Origin of the sequence: Aureibaculum marinum (assembly GCF_003813905.1) — a bacterium.
Taxonomy (GTDB): domain Bacteria; phylum Bacteroidota; class Bacteroidia; order Flavobacteriales; family Flavobacteriaceae; genus Aureibaculum; species Aureibaculum marinum.
The window spans coordinates 133,928-159,363 of record NZ_RPFJ01000002.1 but is presented as its reverse complement, the minus strand read 5'-3'; the positions used below and the strand labels follow the sequence as shown (position 1 = coordinate 159,363).

The 25,436-nt window shown below is 31.7% G+C and carries 12 protein-coding genes and 1 tRNA gene; 10 read left to right on the top strand and 3 right to left on the bottom strand.

Features of this window, described 5'->3' with window-relative positions:
* The first annotated feature begins 6 nt into the window (after window positions 1-6).
* The 3 genes from EGM88_RS01490 to EGM88_RS01480 all read left to right on the top strand — a co-directional run bounded on the left by EGM88_RS01490 (window position 7) and on the right by EGM88_RS01480 (window position 6,567).
* Window positions 7-1,698, top strand: a complete 1,692-nt coding sequence (locus tag EGM88_RS01490) for a RagB/SusD family nutrient uptake outer membrane protein (RefSeq protein ID WP_162497521.1) — start codon at window positions 7-9, stop codon at window positions 1,696-1,698.
* Window positions 1,699-1,855: 157 nt separating this feature from the next.
* The gene (locus EGM88_RS01485) at window positions 1,856-4,021 is read left to right on the top strand and encodes a polysaccharide lyase family 8 super-sandwich domain-containing protein (protein WP_123896166.1); all 2,166 of its coding nucleotides are present in this window, start codon (window positions 1,856-1,858) and stop codon (window positions 4,019-4,021) included.
* An 80-nt stretch (window positions 4,022-4,101) separates the two neighbouring features.
* A complete protein-coding gene (locus tag EGM88_RS01480; RefSeq protein WP_123896164.1) occupies window positions 4,102-6,567 on the top strand; it encodes a glycoside hydrolase family 88 protein in 2,466 nt (821 codons plus the stop codon).
* A gap of 156 nt (window positions 6,568-6,723) precedes the next feature.
* On the opposite strand, the gene EGM88_RS01475 is transcribed toward EGM88_RS01480, so the two are convergent.
* A tRNA-Pro gene (locus EGM88_RS01475) sits at window positions 6,724-6,798 on the bottom strand.
* Window positions 6,799-6,850: 52 nt separating this feature from the next.
* Entirely contained in the window at window positions 6,851-7,366 is a 516-nt protein-coding gene (locus EGM88_RS01470; protein WP_123896162.1) for a mechanosensitive ion channel domain-containing protein, read from the bottom strand.
* Between the two features lie 68 nt (window positions 7,367-7,434).
* Here EGM88_RS01470 and EGM88_RS01465 point away from each other — a divergent pair, with 68 nt between their 5' ends.
* Window positions 7,435-8,340 carry an aldose 1-epimerase family protein gene (locus tag EGM88_RS01465; protein WP_123896160.1) on the top strand — a complete coding sequence of 302 codons (906 nt, stop codon included), beginning with the start codon at window positions 7,435-7,437 and terminating at the stop codon, window positions 8,338-8,340.
* A 102-nt stretch (window positions 8,341-8,442) separates the two neighbouring features.
* On the opposite strand, the gene EGM88_RS01460 is transcribed toward EGM88_RS01465, so the two are convergent.
* The gene (locus tag EGM88_RS01460) at window positions 8,443-10,716 is read right to left on the bottom strand and encodes a TonB-dependent receptor domain-containing protein (protein ID WP_123896158.1); all 2,274 of its coding nucleotides are present in this window, start codon (window positions 10,714-10,716) and stop codon (window positions 8,443-8,445) included.
* Between the two features lie 281 nt (window positions 10,717-10,997).
* Here EGM88_RS01460 and EGM88_RS01455 point away from each other — a divergent pair, with 281 nt between their 5' ends.
* The 6 genes from EGM88_RS01455 (at window position 10,998) to EGM88_RS01430 (ending at window position 25,416) form a co-directional block, all read left to right on the top strand.
* A complete protein-coding gene (locus EGM88_RS01455; protein WP_148084076.1) occupies window positions 10,998-11,306 on the top strand; it encodes a hypothetical protein in 309 nt (102 codons plus the stop codon).
* Window positions 11,307-11,568: 262 nt separating this feature from the next.
* The gene (locus EGM88_RS01450) at window positions 11,569-13,932 is read left to right on the top strand and encodes a TonB-dependent receptor (RefSeq protein ID WP_123896155.1); all 2,364 of its coding nucleotides are present in this window, start codon (window positions 11,569-11,571) and stop codon (window positions 13,930-13,932) included.
* A 31-nt stretch (window positions 13,933-13,963) separates the two neighbouring features.
* Entirely contained in the window at window positions 13,964-14,749 is a 786-nt protein-coding gene (locus tag EGM88_RS01445; RefSeq protein ID WP_123896153.1) for a DUF4625 domain-containing protein, read from the top strand.
* A gap of 60 nt (window positions 14,750-14,809) precedes the next feature.
* Window positions 14,810-15,289: a DUF4625 domain-containing protein gene (locus EGM88_RS01440; protein ID WP_123896151.1), complete on the top strand. Its 480-nt coding sequence runs from the start codon at window positions 14,810-14,812 to the stop codon at window positions 15,287-15,289.
* A gap of 15 nt (window positions 15,290-15,304) precedes the next feature.
* Window positions 15,305-16,720, top strand: coding sequence for an alkaline phosphatase (locus tag EGM88_RS01435; protein ID WP_123896150.1), 1,416 nt, complete (start codon window positions 15,305-15,307; stop codon window positions 16,718-16,720).
* A gap of 1,274 nt (window positions 16,721-17,994) precedes the next feature.
* A complete protein-coding gene (locus EGM88_RS01430; RefSeq protein WP_123896148.1) occupies window positions 17,995-25,416 on the top strand; it encodes a gliding motility-associated C-terminal domain-containing protein in 7,422 nt (2,473 codons plus the stop codon).
* Window positions 25,417-25,436 lie beyond the last annotated feature (20 nt).

Below are 25,436 nucleotides of genomic sequence, written 5' to 3'. Positions count from 1 at the left end.
AAAATGATGAAAATATTAAAATATATATCAATAATTTGTTTGATTTTTGCAATAGGTTCTTGTGATGAAGATCTATTAGATGAGACACCAAAAGACTTTTTAAGTCCTAATAATTCTTTTACGAAACCTCAAGATATTGAATCTGCATTAAATCATCAATATAATAGAATTAGAAGTTATAATGGTGGTAAATACTGGGATTATTCTTATTTACATTATGGAACTGATTTAGCTCAATATTCAAGATCAAAAACTTCTTATTTAGGTGATTATAGTTCGACATTATTACCTACTTCTGGTATCGTTTCTAATTTTTGGAGCAAATATTACAGAATGATTTATAATTCTAATGTGATTTTAAGTAGAATTGAAGATATTGATTATCCTTCTCAAGAAGAGAAAGATATTCATATTGGTGAAGCTAAATTTTTTAGAGGCTATGCGTATCGTTGTTTAGTACATCTTTATGGAGGAGTACCTCTTGTTGATACTGAAACTACCTCTCCACGTAGAGATTTTGTTAGAGCAACAAAAGAAGCTACTCTAGAGTTTGCCATTAATGATTTGGAAGCAGCTGCCGCTGTATTACCTGGAGTTGAAGAAGTTTCTGCTGAAGGTAAGGCAAGTAATGCTGCAGCAAATCATCTATTAGCAGAACTTTATTTAGCTTTAGGAGACCCTGATAAAGCAATTGCTGCGGCTACCGCTGTAATTGACGATCCAAATATTGAACTTATGACAACCCGGTTTGGGTCTCGTATGAATGAAGACGGAGATCCATATTGGGATTTGCATCAAGTAAATAATCAAAATAGAAGTAGTGGAAATAAAGAAGGAATTTTTGTAATTCAAGTTGATAATTCAACTGCAGGAGGTGGAGCAGAAGATAATTATAATTACAATAATTCTAATGCTTTAAGTTTTGAACGTAATTATGGTCCAATTTATTGGCAAATAAAAACTCCTGAACCTGAAAGTGTAAATATTCAATTTGGTCCTTCAACACAAGAAGGTGGTAGACCAGTAGCATTTGTTACTCCAACAGGCCATTTAACTCAAACCATATGGGGAAATGGCAATTGGGATGTAGATCAAAGAAATAATGAAAGAAATATAAAAAGAGATTGGGTTGTAAATAATCCTAGTTCGTCTTGGTATGGAAAAAAAATTAGTGATTTTCCACAATCTTGGTGGGATGGGTTGAGTGAACAGGATACTATGATGTATGTAACTCCATATATAACAAAAGTAACTACTGTTAATGACCATCCTAGTTTTATTCTTTTGAACGAACAAACAGGTGAAGTAAATAGTTTGGCTGGAATAACTTATCACGATTGGTATTTAATGAGAGTAGCAGAAACATATCTTCTTAGAGCAGAAGCTTATTTAATGAAAGGTGAAAATCAACTTGCAGCTAATGATATCAATCAGGTGAGAGAACGTTCTAATGCAATACCAGTAGAAGCAGGTGATGTTGATATTGATTATATATTAGATGAGAGATTGCGTGAGTTGAATTATGAGGAACCAAGAAGAATGACATTGAGCAGACTGGGATTACTCGTAGAACGAACAAGAAAATATAATCCTTATAGTGGTCCTACTATTCAAGATCATAACAATCTGTTCCCTATTCCATATGGAGAAATAGAGAGAAATACATTAGAAGTCTTGGAACAAAATCCAGGGTATTAAAAATTGTTAAATGTGTTATAATTTTAACCACTTAATAGTTATAAAGAATTAGTTTTATTTTAACGTTAATTTGAGTTAGTTTTTGATACCCTATCATAATGATGATTGTTTAAACATCATTTGGTAGGGTATATTTTTAAACAATAAATTTTATTTTATGTATAGCAAAATTAGTTTTCTACTCTTCATTTTTATTATTACAAATATATCAGCTCAAAAGAATTTAGAGATAATTGAAAAACGTATTGAAAAGGAACTAGTTTCTACCTTAAATACTTCTGATATGTATCTTTATCTTATTGATTCTAATAGAGAAGAAGCTATAGTTCAGGAAGCAATAAATACCATTAATGATGAAGGAAGCTGGCCGTCTATTAATTATAAAGACCTTAGTTTAACTGGTTACGAACATAAGTATCACATTCGTAACTTAGTTGTTTCTACTTTGCTTTACAATAAAAAAGAATCAAAATTTTATAAAAATCCTATTTTAAAACGTACAATTAATAAAGGGTTGAGATATTGGATAGAAAAAGATTTTAAAAGTGCTAATTGGTGGCATAATATTGTTCTAGTACCTACCTCATTTACCAATATATTTATTTTAATGAATGATGATGTTGATTCTGATTTGTTTGAAAAAGCTCAACCTATAATAAAAAGAGCAACTAAAACGTCTCATTGGGCTCGTCAAAGTGGAGATAGAGTGAAAATTTGTAGTGCAGAAGCTAAAAACTATTTGCTTACTAAAGATCAAGAGAACTTTGAAAGTACCTTAGCGGAAATTGAAGATCAGATTAGATTGAATACAGGTAAAAGAGGTATTCAAAACGATTATAGTTTTCATCATAGAGTGCATAGAGAAAACAATACAGCTACTTATGGTTTAGGTTTTGCAAATGTATTAGTAGAGTGGGCTTTGTTTGTAAATAAAACTAAATATGCTTTTTCAAATGAAAAAATAAAACTATTAGTTGATTTTTATTTAGATGGAATAGTTAAACAAACAGCCTTTGGTAAATCACCAGAAACTGGTGTTAAAAATAGAGAAATTACCAGAATTCAAGAATATAAATTGTATTCTAGTACACCTTTAGAGTATTTATTGGAAGTAACAAAATATAGAAAAGATGAAATAAAAGAGATTATTAAATTAAGAAAAGGAAAATTACAAAAACCATCACTTTCTTTTAGTAAATTTTTTTGGCAATCTGAGCTGTTTGTAATTCAACGTCCTAATTATTTTTCATCAGTTCGTATGTATTCTATACGTAATCGTAATACTGAATTAGCACATAACAGCGAGGGTATCTTTAATCACCATAGATCTGATGGAAGCAATCATCTTGAAGTAACAGGTGATGAGTATTTTAATATTTGGCCAGTTTATGATTGGCAAAAAATACCAGGAGCAACTATTCTTCAAAAAAAGGCATTACCTAATCAACATCAAGTTCAAAAGGATGGTTTAACTAATTTTGTTGGAGCTACAACAGATGGGGTTTATGGTACAGTAGGATTCGATTTTATTAGTCCGCATGATTTTATAAGAGCTAAAAAGTCTTGGTTCTTTTTTGATGATGAGTATGTTTGTCTTGGAGCAGGAATAGCTTCCAATCATTTTAACAATACAGTGGTTACTACAATAAATCAAAATTTATTGCACGGAGATGTACTTGTTTCTCTAAAAAACAAAACTCAATCTTTAGAAAAAGGAGAGCATAAACTTAGTGATGTCAATTGGGTTTATCATAACGGAATAGGTTATGTTTTTCCAGAACCTATTATGGTAAATTTATCTAATAAAACAGAGAGTGGACGTTGGTCTGATATAAATTTGCAATCAACTTCTCCTAAAGGATTGGTTGAAAAAGATGTTTTTAAATTATGGATTGATCACGGTAAACGACCACAGGGTGAAAATTTATGGTTTTATCCAGGAAAAATGGATACAAAAGAGGTTACTTATCAATATATTGTGGTTCCAAAAACCACACCAGAAAAATTGAATGAACAAAACAACATTAAAATTTTATCTAATAATTCAAAAATTCAAGCGGTAAAACATACTGGTCTTAACATGACTCAAGTTGTGTTTTATAAAGCAGGAAGTGTTAAAATAGACGATGGCATCACTTTAACTTTAGATTCTCCAGGTATAATTATAGTAAAAATGGAAGGCTCAACCTTAAAATCTATCTCAGCATCTGATCCTTCTCGAAATATGAGTAAATTTCATTTAAGTATTACTGGTAGAGAAGCTATAGTGATTGATTTACCACAAGGTGATAATGCAGGAAAAAGTGTTACAAAAAAATATTAAAAAGGTTAAAAACACAACAATCAATTTTTTATTATTCGTAAAAAAATTGATGATTTTTATTTAAATATAAATTACAAGAAATGAATTTGAAAAAAATAATCATAATGTTTGCAATTAGTCAAGTATTTAATTGCAACCTTTTTGCTCAGTTAGATGTTGTAAAAACCAGATTTCAAAAAAGTAATGGTCAGCATAGTGAGTCTTTCAAATCTTTTACTTTCAATGGCTCTTGGTGTTGGTTTTCAGATCCTAGAGCAGTGTATTTCGAGGGTAAGCATAAAAGAACATATTCTGGATGGATTGATAATTATGGTAATATTACAGTAGGATGGTATGATCATGAAACTAAAGAAGTAAACACACATATTGTAAAAAAAAATCTAGAAATTGACGATCATGATAATCCGTCAATCTTATTTGATGATGAAGGAAAACTTTTAGTTTTTTTTAATAGACATGGTTATGGAGATTCACCAACAGCTCCACCATTATTTTTAATAAAGTCTAAATATTCAGAAGATATTTCAGAGTGGAATGATATTAAGTATCTTCATTTAAATGATAAGAAAAATAATCCCACAGGTAAATTATCTATGTCTCATGATTATACAAATCCAATTCGTTTAAAATCAGAGAAAGGTAGAATTTATCTCTTTTGGAGAGGAATTGATGGTAAACCGAGTTTTTCATATAGTGACAATAATGGAGATAATTGGGCTAAAGGGAAAATTTTATTGATGCCTGATCCGATTTACCGTTTTAGGAGGCCATATACAAAAGTATATTCAAATGGAGATCGTAAAATTCATTTTACATTTACTGATGGGCATCCTAGAAATGAAAAAAACAACAGTATTTATTATACCTATTATGAAAATGGAGCCTTTTATAAAGCAAATGGTAAAAAAATTAAAAATATTGCCGATTTACCTTTAAAACCAGAGGAATTAGACATTGTTTATGATGCAAAAAAGGGAGGGGCAAAGGCCTGGAATTGGGATATTGCAGAGGATAAAAAGGGAAACCCTGTAATTGCATATGCTAAATTTCCTACTGATACAGCTCATTATTATTGTTATGCAAAGTGGACTGGAAAAAAATGGGTAAACAGAACATTAATTAAATCAGGGAAATGGTTTCAAAGAACAAAAAAAAATACTATAGAAAGAGAGCCAAATTATTCAGGGGGAATAAGTATTGATCATGAAAATACAAATGAATTGTATCTTTCTGTAAATAGAGATTCTGTATTTGAAATAGAAAAATGGTCTACTAAAAATGATGGAAAGTCATGGAGGGTAGAATTTATAACAAAAGGATCAGAAAAAGATAATATTAGACCTTTTGCTGTGCGTGGTGCAATTAAGGGAAATCCGTTACAAGTACTTTGGATGCAAAATACACAATATCCAATTTACAGTCATGCTTCATGGACACAAACAACTTGGGAAGAAAGATTTCATAGTTCTATAAAAATGGGAATTCAATCTTCAAAAATAACAAATCCTTTAGCTCCTAATCAAATTTTAGATATTATGCGTCAAACAGCTGATTGGCAGTTTGCCAACCCATATAATCTAAAAAGAATTCTCGAATGGCATTGGGGAACATATTTTATTGGCTTACAGGCTTTTTATGATATTACAAAAGAAGATCGATACAAACAAGAAATGATAAATGTAGGAAAGCATGTAAACTATAGATTACTAGATGACTTTTTTTATGCCGATCAATTGGCCATCGCCTCAAATTGGGCTTGGTTATATGAACAAGATAAAAACCCTGAAATGATAAAATACAGTAAATGGGCTATGGATGCACATTTAGCTACACGAAGAGCATATAAAGCCGATGTTCGTTTTGCCAATAACCCTTATTTTGTGGAATGGTGGACTTGGTGTGACGCTCTATTTATGGCTCCGCCATCATTTGCACAGATGACAAAAGCAACAGGTGAAAAAAAGTATTTAAACTATATGGATAAAATGTTTTGGATAACTGCTGATTATTTGTATTCAAAACAAGATTCATTAATGTTTCGAGATGATCGTTATTTTGAAAAAAAGTCTGAAAATGGGAAAAAAATATTTTGGGGAAGAGGAAATGGTTGGGTAATGGGAAGTGTTGCTAGAATATTAGATATGATGCCTAAAGATTTTGAGAATAGATCTAAATATGAAACTCTTTATAAAGAAATGGCAGTTAAATTATTAAATTTACAAGGAGAGGACTGGTTATGGAGGGTGAGTCTTTTGGATCCTGAATATCAAGATGAAGGGGAGGTTAGTGGTAGTGCATTTTTTACCTATGCTTTAGCTTGGGGATTAAATAATGGTTTGTTAGATAATAAATATAAACCTCAAATTGAAAAAGCGTGGATAGCACTTTGTAAAAATGTTAATGAAAATGGAAGGTTAGGTAATGTACAACCTGAAGGGGTTGATCCTCGTAAATTTAAACCTGAAAATTGGCATGTATATGGGACAGGAGCCTTTTTATTAGCAGGTAGTGAAATGTATAAATTAATGTCAGAAAATATAAATTAGTTACAAGATGTACCTTTTTGTTAATTAAGTGCAGACTTGTCGTAAAATATTAATATCTATTAAATCTGTTTTTTTGTACTGAGAATTAATTTTATTGGGAACATAATTCATTAAAAAAAAGTCGAAAATCTATTTTAGATTTTCGACTTTTAATTGTCGGGGTGAGAGGATTCGAACCTCCGATCTCTGGTCCCCCAGACCAGCACTTTAACCGGACTAAGCTACACCCCGGAATGAAGTTATTTGCATTCGTTTCCAAAAACGGAAAGCAAAAATATAAATATTATCCAATATCATCATCGGCATTACCTAAAATTTCAATACCATGTTGTAGAACAATTGAATTCGGTATCGTAATATACTCTCCTTTATCTGTTTTCATAAAAAGAAAAAAACCAGAAATGTCTTCAACAGTACCTACCCAGTCATAATCTTTGTCTATTACTCTAATTCTATGTCCTATTCTAACAGGATGGTTAAAAAATAAAATAACACTTGCGGTAAGGTTAGATAGGATAGACCATTGAGCAAAAAAACCAACACCTAACACCGCTAAAATAGAAGAGATAAAAACTGTAAAGTCTTTAAAGTCAACACCCCATATAATTACAATAAATATAACAAACAGCAGATATAAAATTAAATAGTGTAATTTTAGTATAATTTTTCTTCTGTTTAAATCAATAGACTTTAAAATAGTAAATTTTCTAATAGCCACTTTTATCAATTGACCAACTATTACCAATAAAACAATTAAAATAGCTGTTAAAAGAATTTCATATTTGTAAGCAATAATCATTAGTTTTGTTTTTGTTAACATGCAAATTTAGCAATTTGCATGTTGTAAATTATAAAATAAAACATCTTATGATATCTATCAGTAATAATCAGGATCAATATACTTTAAAGAATGAGTATTTAACTATAAAAGTTAATAAAAAAGGAGCGGAATTATCTAGTTTAAAATCTTTAAAAAGAGAATATATATGGCAAGCAAATCCTGAATTTTGGCCAAGGCAGGCTCCAACTTTATTCCCAATAGTAGGTAGGTTAGTAGATCATGAATATTTGTATGAAGGAAAGTCATATACCTTGAACCAGCATGGTTTTGCAAGAGAAACAGACTTTAATTTAATAGAAAAAACAGAAGATAGTATTGTTTTTGAGCTTGAGGCTACTGAAAAGACCAAAGAAATTTTCCCTTTTGATTTTATACTACAAGTAAAATATACCTTAACTGACATGTTGTTAGTTACCTCATACAAGGTAATTAATCCTTCAAAAACAAAAGATTTATACTTTTCTATTGGAGCTCATCCTGCTTTTAATTGTCCTTTAGAAGTTGGTCATAAACGTAATGAATATCAATTAGTTTTTGATAAAGAATTAGCTCTTGAGTCTGATAACATCATAGACGGTTTACGTAATAATACAACAACAAAAATTTTTGACAAAAAAGGAAAATTATCGTTGCCAGACTCTGTTTTTGACTATGACGCTGTAATATTTAATCCAAATAAGTTTTCTAAAGTAACTTTTGTTCATAAACCTACTCAGAAATCGTATTTAAGTGTTGAGTTTTTGAATTATCCTTATTTGGGTATTTGGTCTTCTCACAGAAATTCGCCATTTGTATGTATAGAGCCTTGGCACGGAATAGCAGATTCAATTAATCATAACAAGAATTTTACGGAAAAGGAAGGTATTATTAAATTACAGCCTGGCAAAATTTTTAGCTGCAATTATTCCATTGAAGTATTAGATATTAATTAATTGGTCAAACTTTTGGATATATATGATACAGAGTCAACTATAAAATTATAAGATGTTATAACTTTTGCTAAAAATGTACAGTACTAGCAGTTACTGTTGTGATTAAAAGTAATAATTAATAGTAATGCCTGTATAAAAGTTGATAGGGTTTCCAGGATAATAATATCTTGGCGATTGACCACCAAAACCGGTTGCATTGATTAAGAGTTGAGAGGCGTATTTTGTGTCAAAAATATTATTTATACCTAAATATGAATTAAATTCGAGTTTACCTTTGGCAAGTGTAAATTTATATCCAAGTTTTGAATTTACTAAATTGTAAATATCTGTAAAAAGTGTATTACTATCATTTATAGGAATTTTTCCAACATGCTGATAGTTAATTGTAGTGTACAACCCTAACTTAGTGTCTAAGCTTACTCCTAAATTTAGTACTTCTGAAGGAACTCCAGTTAGTTTATTGCCCGAATAATTATTCTGAGAATCAATAAATTCTTTAAAAGTAAAATTGTTTAGCGAATAAGATAAATTACTATTAATAGAAAAAGTTTGGGAAATATATCCATTATAAATTAAAGAAAATTCTAATCCGTTATGTATCGTTTTTCCGGCATTAATACCAATGTATTGGTCTTCGGTAGTTCTTCTAGCAACTAATAGATTTTTTATCAGCATTTGATAAAGAGAAAGGTTAAATGTAACCTGTTTTTTTAAAATATTTCCCCTAGTTCCTATTTCAAAGGTTAATCCAGACTCCGGTTTTATCTCGGTGTTTATTGTACCTTCAGGCAACAAGGTTTCTTCAATTGTTGGAGGAGAAAAACCATGGCTTATATTGGAAAAAACACTTATTTTATCAGAAAAAACATAAGAAACTCCTAATTTAGGAGAAATAATACCATCAAATTTATAATTCCCAGATTGATCTAGTTTTGTATTTTTATTAAAATTATCATCAAGATTATATCTAGTTTTATTCAAATTAATACCAAACGAAACCAACATTTTTTTACTTAGATTGCTTTCAGCCTGAACAAATAAATTCAAATATGCTCTATTTTCATTGAAACTTGAAAGCTTTTCTCCTTCTATACTTCCACTACCAATAGGGAAGTCTAAGTATAAATTTTCAAATGTTTTTAAGTGGTGGTTGTCATTAAATAGCTCAGCTCCAAGAGTCCAATTAATTCGGTGTTTTCTAATATTTAATTTTCCTAAAATTCTACTTCTTATTCCAAAAGCGATAGTGTTTTCTTTAAGAATGTTAAACGGTCTTGGTTCTAATGCTTTTCTAAATGAGGTAAAAAAACTTGTTATTTGTTTTAAATTGTTAGTGTAATTATGAGACCAAGAAGTTCCAATAATACCTCTAGTGTAATCTTCAAATCCTTCAGCTCTTTTCCAAGTATATGCTGCAGAACTAGGTGAATTTAAAAAAGTGTTTTCGTCTATAGAACTGGGTATATAAGATTTTAGTTTTACATAGCTACCTAAAATTGAAAGTTCGTTTTTATCGTTTAAAAAATGGTTTGTAATTAAGGTTAGGGTTTGTCTATTGTAGTTGTTGTTGTCACGATACCCATCACTATGAGTATTGCTATAAACACCTCTTAGGCTATTGTTGGTGTTGCCATAATTTATATTAACTGCTGCTTTGTTTAAACCAAATGAACCTAATAAAAGTTCACTTTTTATATGGGTTTCATTTAATGAAGCGTTTTGGGGGGTTAGATGAATTGTGCCTCCTAACCCAGCACCAAAAATACTAGAGGATGCCCCTTTAAGTATTTCTATCCGAGAAACTGTATTCAGTTCAAAATCTTCAATTGTTGTTTCTCCATTTCCTGTGGTTAGTGGAATGTCTTTAAAGTAAGCTCTAATTTTTGAGGTGCCATACAAATCTCTAGAACCAATACCTCTAATAATAATTTTATTTGTGTTTAAAGAGCCACTATACATAAAAACACCAGGCACTTTGTTGAGTATTGGAGCTATGTTAAACGTACTTTCCTTTTCAATATCTTTTGAAGAAATGACATCAATTGTGGATACTGATTTCTTAAGTGAACTGGGTATTTGATTTGAACGAACTACTATTTCGTTTAACTCAGAAGGTTTTATATCTAACTCAATAATTTGATAGTTAGCATTTGTAATTTCAATTTGTTTTTCTTCATATCCAAGTCTTGATACAATATAAATTCCAGTTTTATTAATAGAAAAGATTCCATTTTGGTCAGAAACAAATACATTATGGTTGTTTTTATTTAAAAGGTGTGCATTATCAAGCTCAACCCCACTTTTACTATCAATAATTTTTATTTTATAGGTTTTTTGTCCATAAACAATACAGACGTTTAAAATAAAAATAAACATTACTAAAGTTTTGTTATTTGAGAGTTTTATACTTTTATCCATATCAGTTGAAAAGAACGGTGACTTTTTGAGAGTAAAAGTAAGTTTAAAAATCCTTAAATTTCTATCAATCAGTAGATGTGAAAATTAACTATTACCTAATTTACAAAATTAAGAGAAAAATAGTACCTAATGGAATGCATACTGTTATAGTCTAATAGAAATGAGATTAAAATTTTTTAGCATTTCTTTAACAGTTTTATAAGGTTCATTTTAACTGCATTTGATAATTTTGCTGTAATATGAAGACAAGTCCATTTAAAAATAGTATTACTTACTTGTTTCTAGTCCTTTTTCTTTCAATGAAATTGATAGGACTTCATACCTTGTCTCATTCAGATGATAAAGATCATTCCTTAGATTGTACTATCTGTGATCATATCATTTCTCATAATTTAACTCCTGTAATCACTACAGATATAGATGATTATGAAATTGAAAATGTTGAATTTGTTGTTCAGAAAGAGATAAACAATAATTATTGTTTTATCGCTTCAAGTTCTATTGAGTCTGATCAACTTTTTTCACGGCCTCCGCCTCAATTTATATAAGTATTCCTATACACCTTATTCTTTGTCATATTACCAGTTAATTAGTTGAGTAATTGATTTGCTCTGTAGTTTAAGTCTATTAAAGGATTAATAAGGGTAACTATTTCATCCTTTAGCAATTAAATGCAGTTACTTTTTACTCGTTTTGTAGTATCTAATATCTAGGTAGCCATGTGAATACATGTATAGGTTTTGTTAAAATTAAGGTTCTTATTCAAGAATAATTGTTCAAATCTTATAGTATTTCAGTATGTATTATAAAATGCTTAGCATATGGCTTTGCTTTAGCTTGTATTCAAATGTGTTTGCCCAAGATACCTTTGATATTAAAGGTTATGTGGAAAATGGCAAAACTAGACAACCAATAGAAGGTGCAAATGTTATTGGCGAATCTTTATTTGCAGTTACATCATCAAAAGGTGTATTTACTTTTAGCAATGTAAAAAAGGGTACCTATTCTTTTACCATTTCACATATGAGCTATGAGTCAAAAACTATTCAGATAGTGGTTGGGCCAGAGATGAAAGAATTTACAATTTCATTAGATGAGTCTAGCACAGCTCTTGAAGAAGTTAGTATTATGGCTAAATCTAAGAAAAGAGAAGTTCAAGAATCACCTACAGTTTCTCAAATTGTTTCTAAAGAGTTTTTGGATTTAAACAGAGAAAATAGTTTGATGCAAACCCTTAAAAAGATTCCTGGGGTAAGTACGATTAGTATTGGTTCAGGGCAATCTAAACCTGTTATTAGAGGGCTAGGGTTTAATAGAGTTGTAGTGGTTCAGAATGGAATAAAACATGAAGCTCAACAATGGGGTAATGATCACGGATTGGAAATAGATCAATACGGAATAGAAAACATTCAGATTATTAAAGGACCAGCTTCGTTAGTTTATGGTTCAGATGCTATTGCAGGTGTGGTAGATATTCAACCTAATAAAATACCAATACAAAACTCTTTTAAAGGAGAGGTAAACGTGGTAGGAGAAAGTAATAATGATTTATTAGGAATTTCAGCTGGCGTTCAGGCACGTAAAGAGAAGTGGTTTTATCGTGGGCGTTTGACTTATAGAGACTATGCTGATTATAAAGTGCCTACAGATCAAATAAATTATGAAAATTACATTTTTACATTGCATGAGAATAACTTAAGAAATACCGCAGGAAAAGAAGCTAATGCAAGTTTTAGTATTGGTTACGTTTCAGAGAATGTAACATCAGAAACTTTTATTAGTAATGTAAATGCTAAAAATGGATTTTTTGCAAATGCCCATGGGCTAGAAGTACGTACTTCTAGTATAGACTATGACAGTTCTAATAGAGATATTGACCTTCCTTATCATAAGGTGAATCATTTTAAAATAATGAACAATACATCTATGACCTTGGGCAACCACACCCTTCATTTAGAGTTAGGTTATCAGAATAATCATAGAGAGGAGCATTCGGAACCTGTTCCTCATGGATATATGCCTAAACCTTTTGGTAGTAAAGAGCGAGAGTTTACTAAAAATACTTATGCTCTAAACATTAGAGATGCTTTTAATCCAAACAAGAAACATGATGTTATTACCGGTATTAATATAGAATATCAGGATAATAATATTGGTGGATGGGGTTTTTTAATTCCAGAATATAATCGTTTTACTATAGGAGCATTTGCTTATGACCAAGTTGAGGTATCTCACAATTTACATTTTTTGGCAGGCATTAGATATGATTTTGGACTACTACAAAGTAAATCATATTACGATTGGTTTCAGTCTACCGTTGATAATGAAGATGGTTCAACATCTCAAGTCTATTTGCAAAGAGCCAAAGATAAAACATTGGATTTTGGAAATATTAGTGCTTCAATGGGGCTTAGCTATATCAACAAAAATACCACGTATAAAGTAAATGTGGGAAAAAGTTTTAGAATGCCTTTGGCTAACGAATTGGCTTCTGATGGGGTTAATTATCATATGTATCGTTACGAAAAAGGAAATTTGGATTTAGCCCCAGAAGAGTCGTATCAATTGGATATTGATATAGACCATACAACAAAGAAATTTAGCATTGGTATTAGTCCTTTTGTGAACTTTTTTGAAAACTATATTTATTTAAATCCGACTTCAAATTATTTTGAAACTTTACAAATGTATGAGTATACACAGGCGAAGGTTTTTAGAGTTGGAGGTGAAATAAGGGCTAGAGCTCAAGTGTTTAAAAAGTTAGAATTAGATGCCTCGGCAGAATATGTATACTCAAGACAAACTAGTGGAGCCAAAAAAGATTTTACACTTCCTTTTTCGCCACCATTATCTGGGTTGTTATCGGCAAATTATCAATTTAAAGATATACTCTTTTTTAATAAACCTCAGCTTATTGCTGATTATAGAATTACAGCAGCCCAAAATGAAATTGTACCTCCAGAAGAAAAGACAGAAGGTTACCAATTGTTTAATATGTCTTTTTTGGCAGAGATAAACATCTTTAAAAATGTAGAGCCTGTAAATCTGCGAGTAAAACTTAATAATGTGTTTAATACCAAATATTACGACCATACCAGTTTTTACAGATTAATAGATGTGCCAGAAGCTGGTAGAAACATATCAATATCATTAATAGTACCATTTAATAAATAATAAATAACAATTAATAATTAAAATCAGAAACATGAAAACAAACATTATGAAAACAAATTTTAAATTTTTAGCAATCATTGCTTTTCTAGGAACCTTTTTATACTCTTGTGATAGTGACGATAATCCTGCATTAAATGCTCCCGTAATTTCTAATTTTGAGTATGGTGAAGGAAGTGAACATTCGACTGAGCAATTTGCTTATAAAGGTTCAGATATTCATTTAGAAGCTGAAATTAATGCAGAAGCAACTGTAAGTAGCATCACGCTTTCTATTCATGCTCATGATTTGGAACCTGGAGAAGGTGAAGTGGATTGGGATTTTGAAAAGGTATATACAGATGCAAAATATTTAGCTATAAATCCTACATTCCATGAACATGTAGATGTTCCAACTGATATTCCTGCTGGTGAATATCATATTGAACTAACAGTTACCGATGAATTAGGAAATAGTACAGAGGTAGAAGGTCACATTCAAATAGTAGACCTTATCGCTATCAGTGATTTTTCTATAGATGAAAGTGTAGCTAGAGGAAATGATTTTCATGTAGAATTTATGATAGATGCTGTTGAAGGAATTCACAGTATTACTGTAGATGTACATGCACATGGACTTACAGTAGGTGCTGGAGAAGTAGAATGGGATTATGAAGAAGAGTTTTTAGGTGATTATCATGAACAAACATCTGTAGAGTTTCATGAGCATATTGATGTTCCAGCTACTGCACCTATAGGAGAATATCATGTAATTTTTACGGTTCAAGATGAAGACGGTAATACTAAAGAGTTTGAAACTCATATTGATGTTACTGCATAATTAATACTAATTAAACCGCATGGTAAGTTTATCGTGCCATGCGGTTTTAAATCATATAAAATGAATCTTATACTAAAAAATATTTTTGTTGCATTTTTCATTCTAACAATAATTTCATGTTCAAGTGATGATGACTCAGAAAAAGATTTAGAAAAACCTACCATTACCATTGACTATAATGGAGGCTTTCCAAAAGCTTGTCAACAATTAAAACGTGGGGAAACCTACACCTTTAAAGCAATGGTAACGGACAATGAGGCATTGGCGTCATACAGTTTAGATATTCATCATAATTTTGACCATCATACCCATGATGATCAGGCTGGAGAATGCGATTTAGAAGAGAAAAAAGATGCGGTAAATCCGTTAATATTTATTGAGAATTATACTATTAAAAATGGTTTATCAAGTTATGAAATAGTTATTAATTTAACAATTCCAGAAGATGTAGATACAGGAGATTACCATTGCTCTTATTCTGTAACGGATGAAACAGGTTGGCAATCTAGAACATCTGTAGATATTAAGATTGTTGAGTAATAAAAAAACATAACAATGAATAGAAGAAAATTTTTTAGAAATGGATCTCTAGCTACATTAGGAGCAACTTTGCTAAGTCCTTTTGATGTTTTTGCTAATACTTCCGATACAGAAATAGTAAACAAGAATAAAAAAGCTAAAAATATTATTGTAATTGTCAGTGATGGAATGAGTATTGGTACTTTGAATATGACTGATTTATGCTTGTCTAGAAAAACAGGAGTAGGTACTAATTGGTTACAGTTGTATAAAGACAACAAAGTAAGTAGGGCTTTAATGGATATGGCTTCTGCGAGTTCAATAGTTACTGATTCTGCTGCAGCAAGCTCTTCTTGGGGTGGTGGTGTGCGTATAAATAATGGAGCATTAAATAGTGGTAAAAATGGAGAAAAACATCTTCCTATTTGGCAAAAATTTAAAAGTGTTGGTAAAAAAGCCGGCTGTGTAACAACAGTTCCTATTACACACGCTACACCAGCAGGTTTTTGTGTAAATTCTAAAACCAGAAATGCACAAGAACAAATTGCTGAAATGTATTTAGAACAAAACTTTGATGTAATGATGGGGGGTGGACATAAATATTTTTCTTCACAAAAAAGAAAGGATAAAAAAAATATGTACCAAGCTTTTAGCCAAAAAGGATATCAGGTGGTCAAAACTAGAGACGAAATGCTATCCTCTTCTAGCAATAAACCTATTTTAGGTGTGTTTGCAGAAGACGGACTTCCTTATTCTATTGATAGAGAAAATAATAATGCATTATTAAAAAATGTACCTACCCTTGCTGAAATGACTAAAAAAGCCATCGATGTAATGAAAAATCACCCTAAAGGTTTTGTATTACAGGTAGAAGCAGGAAAAGTAGATTGGGCTGCACATGGTAATGATATCGCTGGCCTTATTTATGATCAAGTAGCTCATGATGAGGCAATAGAAGTGGCTATGGATTTTGCAGAAAAGGATGGGGAGACATTAGTTATTATTACAACAGACCATGGTAATGCAAATCCTGGAGTTATTTACGGAAAAAAGGCGAATGACAATTTTGATTCTATTCAAAAATATAAACATACCAATGAGTGGATTTTAAAAGGCATAGGAAAAGAAACATCTGTATCACAATTAAAAGAAAGAGTACACTACGCTAATAATTTTGCTCTCACTGACGAAGAATCTAAATTATTGTTAAGTTATTATTCAAATCTGCAAACAGAAGATGGACTTTACAATCCAAGGCATCTTCCTTTTAAAGTTTTGGCTGAAATTCAGAAACAGCATAATTCTGTAGGTTGGATTAGTATGCAACATTCTGCAGATTATGTAGAACTAGCTATGTATGGTCCTGGAAGCCATTTGTTAAAACCTTTTATTAAAAATACAGACCTTCATTATTTGATGTTGGAAGCAGCTGAGGTTGAAAATAAGTTTTAATCTAAAGAAAATTTAAATGTTATGAAATTGAATGAATAGTTAATATTAAGAGGTTTAAATAGATAGAATTCTTAGCTATAGCAAAAGGGTTTAATTTCATTAAAAATATAACTTATTTAATAGGGAAATAGGCACTTCTTTTAAGTGTCTAATAGCTAGAATAATGCTCTAATTGAAGAGACTGATTATTCTATTTTTTTACGTGTTTAAAACTATAGTGAAATAATAAATAGTTTTAATGTTGACTGCTAATATGTCTAGAAAGTACTGTAAATATTGATATTTTGTTGATTTTTTTATAATCAATTAAGTTTACAATAAATGTTAAAATTGCTCGTTTTTTTTAGTAGAAAAGAAAAAAAAGATGTTTTTTATCAAAAATTGAAAAACATGATTAACTACAAACTCCCTAAATTATGATTATTAAAAAATTGCAAGAAAAATAGTAAAAATTGAAAAAGAAACAGAGCCGATAATCAACCAAAAACAACAAATAAACTTATCAATTTAGAATTCATTAGTTTGAGTTTAACAACTGAATAGAATAGAGAAAGGAATAAATAGTGGATTTATTCTATAGTGTTCCCAAAAAAAGTCAGTAAAAATTCAATCCAATGTATACTAAATAACGACGAAAATTAGCTAATAATGTTGATGGTAATCCATTAATATTAACTCCAGATTTTAATAAGTTATAAAGTTAAGTCGTCACAGATAGTATGCCTTTTTAGGTTTCTAAACTGTCTATAAGTTCACATCCAATTTTTCGAAAAAATAGTGCCTTTGTTTTTTATACTGAGAATTTTGGCTATGTAAAAATTCAATAAGTTACTAGGTATGTGTACAGCTTATGCTACATCTAAAGTTAGCAGAGGTTATATACATAAAAATAAAATGATATGTACAAGTAGTTGCACTTTAGTTTTTAGTTGTTAACTGCTACTAAAATTTAACTGAATTTAATAAGAATAAATAATAAGAAACTAACATCCCCTATGAAAAGCAATCGTAATAATTACAAGACACAACCAAATGTATTTAGAAATAAAATTAAAAGAATAGAAACATTGTTTTCTTTGCTTTACTATCAATTTACGATGAAATTTAACTATGCCAAAACTTTTGTAGAATTCAAAACAAGAATTTTATCTGAAATAACTGTTTTAAAAATTTATGTAAACAAATTTATTTTTGGTAAAGACATTAATACTGTCGTTAGTTTTATTTAATAAGGTACAACGGATTAAACATATGTTAATTAAATTAATTTATAGATGAAAAAGATGTTTTTATTAAGGTTGTTTCTGCTGTTTAGTTTTTTGACAACTGCTATTCATGCTCAAGTTATACAAGAAGTTATTACTCCTACTCAAATAGACAAATGCGGTGAATCTAGACTGTTTCAATTTAAGATAGGGAATAATACGGGTGCTGATATTAGTTCAACATTATTATTAGATCTTCCTCTTGGAGCCTATTATACACCAGGTTCAATTACAGGAGATATTTTAATACCAACTGTTAATGATATTTCCAATCTAAACAAGCCTATATTTGACATTGACTTAGCTAACGATGAGGTTGTTATTATTGGGTTCAATGCTCATGTAACCTGTGATTTTGATATCACTGGTGTTTTTGATTATGTGTTTAACGGAGAAAGTTTATCAACACCTGTTACTGTCAGTCAGTTAAATACTCCAAATTTATTAATATCAAATGTTACACCTAGTAGTACCGAGCAATATGTTGGAGCTACTTTTACTCGTGAAATAACTATCGAACAAAATTCAGCTGTTAGCAATCAGTTGAGTTCTTTTACTTTTCAAGATGAGCATAATACCAGTGTAAATGTTATTGCCATTGAAGTATTGGATGGTCCTGGGGGGAACGTGATATCAGCAGGAACTTTTGATAGTGCAAATAGCACATTAACTTTTGACGCTGCAGATATTCAGTCTGCTACAGGAGGAAGTGATGGGTACTTTAACAGTGGAGAAACCATATATATTAGAGAAACTATAATTTTTGAGGATTGCGTTGACGGAAATTCTAATCTTAAAGCTTTTTATGGTTGTACTCCACCAGGAGGTAGCTTTGAGGTTTGCCAAGAAGCTACAAGCTCAGCCATAGTAAGTCCACCAGCAGGTACACCTGCTGTAGATTTTAGCTACAACGTGGTGCAAAAACTAGATATTTGCCAAAATATGATTGTGGAGATTACTGTAGAAAATACAGGTAGTGCTCCTGCTTATAATATTGTATTACCTGTTGGTATGGCCAATGATGGTACCAATGCAACACCGAGAGTTAATGACGGATTATTTCCGGATAGATATCAATTTGTTTCAGCTACAATAGGCACAGAAGATGTTACTAATGTTGTTGATAGCCCTTATTTAAATTCTTGGAATTTAATGGTGTCCGAGGTGACCAATGACCCTGATGGTGTTGGTACAGGTTTAGAAGATGTTAATGGTGATGGAACTTTTGAGTTACCCGAGGGCGAATCTTTTACCATTACCGTAGAAGTGGATTATAATGAAGACCAATATTTAGGCTCAGGAGCCTGTGGCAATCCTTTTGGGACCAGTGAAGCCTATACCGGAGGAAACGCAACATGGATTAGCGGTTATTCTTTTGATAATATGTGTGGTAACACTAACTATGTTGCAAAGGCTGGAGTTATGTCTGGTATTTTCAGATTCCGTTCTTTGGCTTTTAATAGTTATATGGATAACCCTAACATTGCTGAAGGCGATATTACCTATTTAAATGCTTCTTATGAAGGTTCAATTGATTTTTACAATAGTGCCTTTTTTGATAATGGCGGTACTTTTGATGTGGAGTTTGAATTACCTCCTGGATTGGTTTTTGTTAATGATGAAACCAATTGGCCAGTAATAGGAAAAGAAAATTCTGGAGATGTAGATTTTTCTACAAATACAACTGTTTCAGGTAATATAGTTGCTATTTCAGGTATAACCGACCCAAGAAAAATATGGAAATTACCAGTTACTGCAGATTGTGCTGCCGCAGCTACAAATGAGCCGTTGAAAGTTAAGTTAATTCTAAATCCGGGCACACCAGGGTGTACTTCTATGGAAATAGGGTGTCTTGAAGCTACTCCTTCTATTAATTTCTTATGTAATCCTTGTGATGGAAATATGGCTCGTGGCAATTTTACCGTAGAACGAACTAGCTTTGGATGGTTGGATGCCGATGACGATCACGTTGCTGATGATAATAGTACAAGAGCAGATGCATCGACACCTAATGTAAATATAAAAGCAGCTCGTAGTTTTGAAGAAGTAACCTTCACCTTAGAGGGTACGGTTCAAAATGCATTAACAGAAGATTATGTTGAATTCCTTTATACGCATTCAGGGAGTACTGGAGCTACCAATACGTCTGTTCCGTATTTTTATCCGCAAACGGCTACAGTAACCAGAACTCCTTTTGGAGGTGGAGCTCCAACAACAGTAACGAATGTTACTGTAACGCAATTGTTTGATTCTGCTTCAGCAATTCATACAATGCAAATCGATTTGGATGCTCTGCAAACAGCTTTAGGAACCTTTACCACAGGAGATAGCATAGAGGTAGTATTGGTTACGAAAACAGGAGAAAACCTTCCTTCTTATTACGAACCTGTAGCAAATGTAAAAGGACAATGGAGAACAGAAGGCTTTGGGCCATGTTTTCTTTTAGATGTTTTCTCTTTAGAAAAAACAGATGTTAAAAATTCTACTTGGTTCGGTCAAACTCAATATGGTTGTAGTTCTTTATATACCAGAATGATTATTGCCTATTCTGATGGAGGAGAATTTGATGCTAAAGATAACTTTCCTAATGAAGTCCACGCGGCTTATATCAATAGCATTTCACAAAAATGGATTGGACGCTGGTCGTTAGAACCAGGAACTGTAAACGTTGTTAAAGAAAACGGTAATGTTGTCCAAGCATTAGATGATTCGGCCATTGATGTTTCTTTTGATGGAACACATACAGTGTTTACCTATGTTAACGATGGAACAATGCCATTGGTAGATGATTATGCAAGATGGTCGGATTATGGTATTCAGATGAGAGTTATTCCAGATTGTGGTGTCCCCGATGGTAAACTGAATACACTGCAAAATATAAGTCAATCTGCAGATTTTATACGCTATTATTATGCAGCCCCTGAAGATCATGATGTTGTTGACCTTGGTTATACCGAAACTTCAGGACATGCAGTTAATTACTTTAATTTATCAAAACAATTTACCGCTTTAACAGGTACTTATCAAGCTACAGGTTTAACAGCGGAGTGGGATGTACGTTACGAAAATACTACGAATTATTCAGGAGCTAATAAAGATATTGAAAATGCATGGTTGTTAATAGAAAGTCCTTCAGGAGGTATAACACCTATATCTATAGAATTATTAGACGCTAGTGGTAACCCAACAGGAACAACATATCCGTTAACTCAAGTAGGGGCTTCAAGTAAATGGTTTGTTGAATTAGGTACAATTACTGGATTTAGCTATAAAGATTATCGAATTGTCAGTACTTTTAATACTTGTGGTACAGATGAATTGTTAGTAACAGTTGGTAATAATTGTTCACGTTATCCTAGCATTATAGGAGATGAGTTGTTTTATGAGTCTGATGGTGGTAATTTTATGTGCGATATCATACAAACAAGCCTTGAATTGGTTAACAAACCAATCGCTTTGGAAAGCGAAATTACTTCGCAACCTTCATCTGATCAAGATTTTTGTAATAGTATTGATATTTCCTACAATGTTAGAAACATTGGAGAGTCTAGAGCTTATAACCATCAAGTGGTTTTAACTCCTCAATCTGGTCTTGACTATGCTAATGGTAGTAGTACTATTAACTATAATGGTACAATTACTTCTATACCAGATCCAACATTAATTTCAGGTAAATATGTTTGGGATTTAGATGTTGTGTTTTCAGAAATTGGTTTTTATGGTGATACATTAGATAACGAATACACACTTAATTTTCAAGTAAAATCAACCTGTGGATTTATATCTAACACTAAATTTGGTATGAGTGCTGAAGCTACTAGCGGTTGTGGAGGCACTGGAAATACTACCTCAGTTTATTCACTCCCTATCAGTTTAGCAGGAGCTCCAAATATTACAAATATTTATAAGTTAAGTACAACCACTGATGATTTGGTGGCGTGTGAAAATAATACTACCGTAAATGTAACATTTCAGAGTATGACAGGAAACTCAGATACACAGGAGATTGAGTTTGTGGATGTTGTGGTTCCTGCAAATATAACCTATGAAGGTGGTTATACTGATTTGTCCAACAACGGCAGTCCAACTTATCTTTATGATGTAGTTGATGGAGCTTATAGAACTATTCGTTTTCAGTTTAATACTTCTAATCCAATAAGTGCAGGAGAAACAGCTCAATTCAGTTTTAACATAGGTATGGAAAATCCATCAGAGTATTCTTGTGGAGATTCTATTGATATTGTTGCCAATTCAATTGTTCATGGAGAAACTCAAACATGTGAAGGGCAAACCTGTGCTATTGAAGCCGTAACAGCATCAAGCATAGAATCTAAGGAGATTATAAAGCAAGATGTTTCTTTAGCTATTGTATCTGCAAATAGTAGGTTAACAACCTCAGGTGAAGAAGTAACCATTGACTACACTATTAACAATACAGGAGCTTTAGATACAGCTCAAGATATTATTGTAAGCTTAGTGTATGATGCTAATGGAGATAATATTTACAACACTGCGGATGGAGATGTTTTAATTACATCAAATACCATTACTGATGCTATTACAGTAGGTGAAACCTTAAACCAATCATTGGTATATACAGTATCAGAAAATCAAGTGTGTAATCTGTTATTGGCAATAACTTCAGAAGACAATCCTTGTATGTGTAATGTTTCTGAATTACTAGTAAATTCAATAAATTTAATTGAAGGTGCAGCAGGTAATAATAAAGAAATTTGTGAAACTGAAACCTTAGAGTTAGGTAGGATAGCTCCAAGTACCAATTATAGTTATAGTTGGACAGCATCTGATTTAAGTATTGTAACTTATTTAGATGACACGAATAGTGCTCAACCTAAATTTAACTACACTGGCCCTGCACTAACAGTTCCAACAACGTTTACTTATACAGTAAATGTTATAAGACCTTCAAGCGGAGGATGTACTTCTTCAGATGAAGTAACTATTACTGTAAATCCTGCGGCTAAAGTGCCTTCTGGTGATGCTATTCAAGAATTTTGTGAGTCTCAAGGAGCTACGGTTGCTGATTTGACAGCTACCAGCAGTACAGGAGAATCTATAATTTGGTATGATGCTGCGATCGGAGGTAATGCTCTTTCTTCTAATACTATTTTACAAGATGGAGAACGTTATTATGCAGAAGCTCAAACCGCATCTCCAGAATCTTGCGTAAGTGCATCAAGATTAGAAGTGGAAGTAGATATATTACCAGAATTATCAGTTTCAACGATTTCAAGTTCTTGTGCCGCAGATAATAATTCTTATACATTAAGTATAGAAGTAACCGGTACGGCACCTTACACTGTATCAGGAACAGGTGCACCAGGAACTTGGGTAGGAAATACATGGACTTCAGAAGCAATATTAGCAGGAGTAGATTATAATATTACTATTAAAGATGCTAATGGTTGTAATCAGGTATCTGTTGAAGATGTTGCTCCGCAATGCTGTGCTTTTGAATTGACTTGTCCTACATTTCCTTCTGAAACCATTTCGTGTTATAGTGATTTGCCAACACAAACTACATATACAGAGCTAGAGTTTGAGGCTTTAGGCAATGGAGATGGTATTATAGGAAATCATTCTTGTGGAGTTATTGAAATTACAGCAACTAATAGTGCAGATACAGAAACTTGTAACCAAGTGGTAACTCGAACTTATACTATAACAGAATATGAAGATACTAATGATAATGGTGTTAGAGATGCTGGAGAAAATACGGTGTTAAATACCCAAGATTGTATTCAAACCATAACCATACAAGATACAACACCTCCAACTTTTGATACTACTCCACCAACAGAAACTATAATAGTTGAATGTACAGAAGATATACCAGAAGCTGCAACAGTAACCGCAACAGATAATTGTGGTAATGCTATGGTTTATGTGGATGAAGAACGCACAAATGAAACATGTATAGGGCAATATACAATAGAACGTAGATGGGTTGCAATAGATGAATGTGGTAATAAAACAGTATCAGATATTCAATTGGTTATAGTAAATAATCAAACGGGGCCATCCTTTAATGAAGATTTACCAGCAGATTTAACTCTTGAATGTGTTGATGATATTCCAGATGCCGCTGTCTTAACAGCTGGACCTTCAGAGTGTTCTTTAGTATTAGATAATGATATAAGAAATTTAGCTAATGATTACTATTTAGATATGAATAAAATAATTAGTGATTATGATTCTAATGAGGATGGTTTTGGAATTATTTTTTCAGATATATTAGTTACTGACTTATTGGAAAGTGGTACACCACAAGATGTAATCGATTATTACCAAGGTATAACAGTAACCCTAACTACAGAAGCTGTTCCAGGAGCAGTTAATCCAAGAGTGAAACATAATAATTTAGGCTTTGCCCTATATAACGGAAAAATAACATTAACATTCTCAGAGCCAGTTATATTTCAAATATCAGGAAATCCAGATCTTACACCAAGAGAAAAATTAACATTTTCTGGAGATGGAAATCAACTATATCAATTTCCTGGTTATTACGGAAATAATATGTTTGAAAATGATAATATTATTTCTACGCTAACTGGGCCTTATATAGTTTACAATTCTGGAGATGATAAAGTTAAAACATCAGGTCAGTTGTTTGGCGGTACGGGCACTTTATTAATAGCACAACAAGAAGAACCAACTGCTAGTATAGCTCAGTTATTTGTATCTGTGTTTATGCCTCAAGAAAGTGATAATTCTGTTTTGTTTGAGGAGGAAATGATAGAAGGAGATTGTTCAAATAACTATGAAATTATAAGAACTTGGACAGCTACTGATGTGTGCGGTAATGAAACTAGCCATACTCAAACTATTACTGTAGACGATACCACTGCACCAACATTTGTAGGTGAATTGCCAAAAGATATCTACGGATTGTGTGGTGCTATACCTGAAGCAGAAACCTTAACAGCAACTGATAATTGTGGTGAAGCATTAGTTACATTCTCAGAATATGAAGAGTCTGGTGCTTGTTCTAATCAATATGATTTAGTAAGAGAATGGGTAGCTACAGACGATTGTGGAAATACTTCAACACATGTTCAGGTTATTCACTTAACATGTAAAATAAACGAATCCGATATTCATAATGCAGTAAATGTTGATGGTAGTGTTTATGATAATTATTTTAAGATAGATGGAATTGATTGTTTTCCAGATAATACTGTAAAAATATTTAATCGTTGGGGAGTTGAAGTCTATTCAGAAACAGGATATAACAATGCAGATAAAGCATTCAGAGGATATTCTAATGGAAGAGCAACATTAAATAAAAATGAAGCATTACCAACAGGTGACTACTACTATATTATACAATATAGATATAGTGCAGATGGAGTTTCTTCTGAAATTTTAGAGCAATCAGGATTCTTATATATAAATAATAATAAGTAATAATATCTAGTAATGATAAA

Bases quoted from the DNA above. Each gene is read 5' to 3' on its own strand.
- EGM88_RS01490 (WP_162497521.1), top strand. From the start codon at position 7: ATGAAAATATTAAAATATATATCAATAATTTGTTTGATTTTTGCAATA.
- EGM88_RS01485 (WP_123896166.1), top strand. From the start codon at position 1,856: ATGTATAGCAAAATTAGTTTTCTACTCTTCATTTTTATTATTACAAAT.
- EGM88_RS01480 (WP_123896164.1), top strand. From the start codon at position 4,102: ATGAATTTGAAAAAAATAATCATAATGTTTGCAATTAGTCAAGTATTT.
- EGM88_RS01470 (WP_123896162.1), bottom strand. From the start codon at position 7,366: ATGATTATTGCTTACAAATATGAAATTCTTTTAACAGCTATTTTAATT.
- EGM88_RS01465 (WP_123896160.1), top strand. From the start codon at position 7,435: ATGATATCTATCAGTAATAATCAGGATCAATATACTTTAAAGAATGAG.
- EGM88_RS01460 (WP_123896158.1), bottom strand. From the start codon at position 10,716: ATGTTTATTTTTATTTTAAACGTCTGTATTGTTTATGGACAAAAAACC.
- EGM88_RS01455 (WP_148084076.1), top strand. From the start codon at position 10,998: ATGAAGACAAGTCCATTTAAAAATAGTATTACTTACTTGTTTCTAGTC.
- EGM88_RS01450 (WP_123896155.1), top strand. From the start codon at position 11,569: ATGCTTAGCATATGGCTTTGCTTTAGCTTGTATTCAAATGTGTTTGCC.
- EGM88_RS01445 (WP_123896153.1), top strand. From the start codon at position 13,964: ATGAAAACAAACATTATGAAAACAAATTTTAAATTTTTAGCAATCATT.
- EGM88_RS01440 (WP_123896151.1), top strand. From the start codon at position 14,810: ATGAATCTTATACTAAAAAATATTTTTGTTGCATTTTTCATTCTAACA.
- EGM88_RS01435 (WP_123896150.1), top strand. From the start codon at position 15,305: ATGAATAGAAGAAAATTTTTTAGAAATGGATCTCTAGCTACATTAGGA.
- EGM88_RS01430 (WP_123896148.1), top strand. From the start codon at position 17,995: ATGAAAAAGATGTTTTTATTAAGGTTGTTTCTGCTGTTTAGTTTTTTG.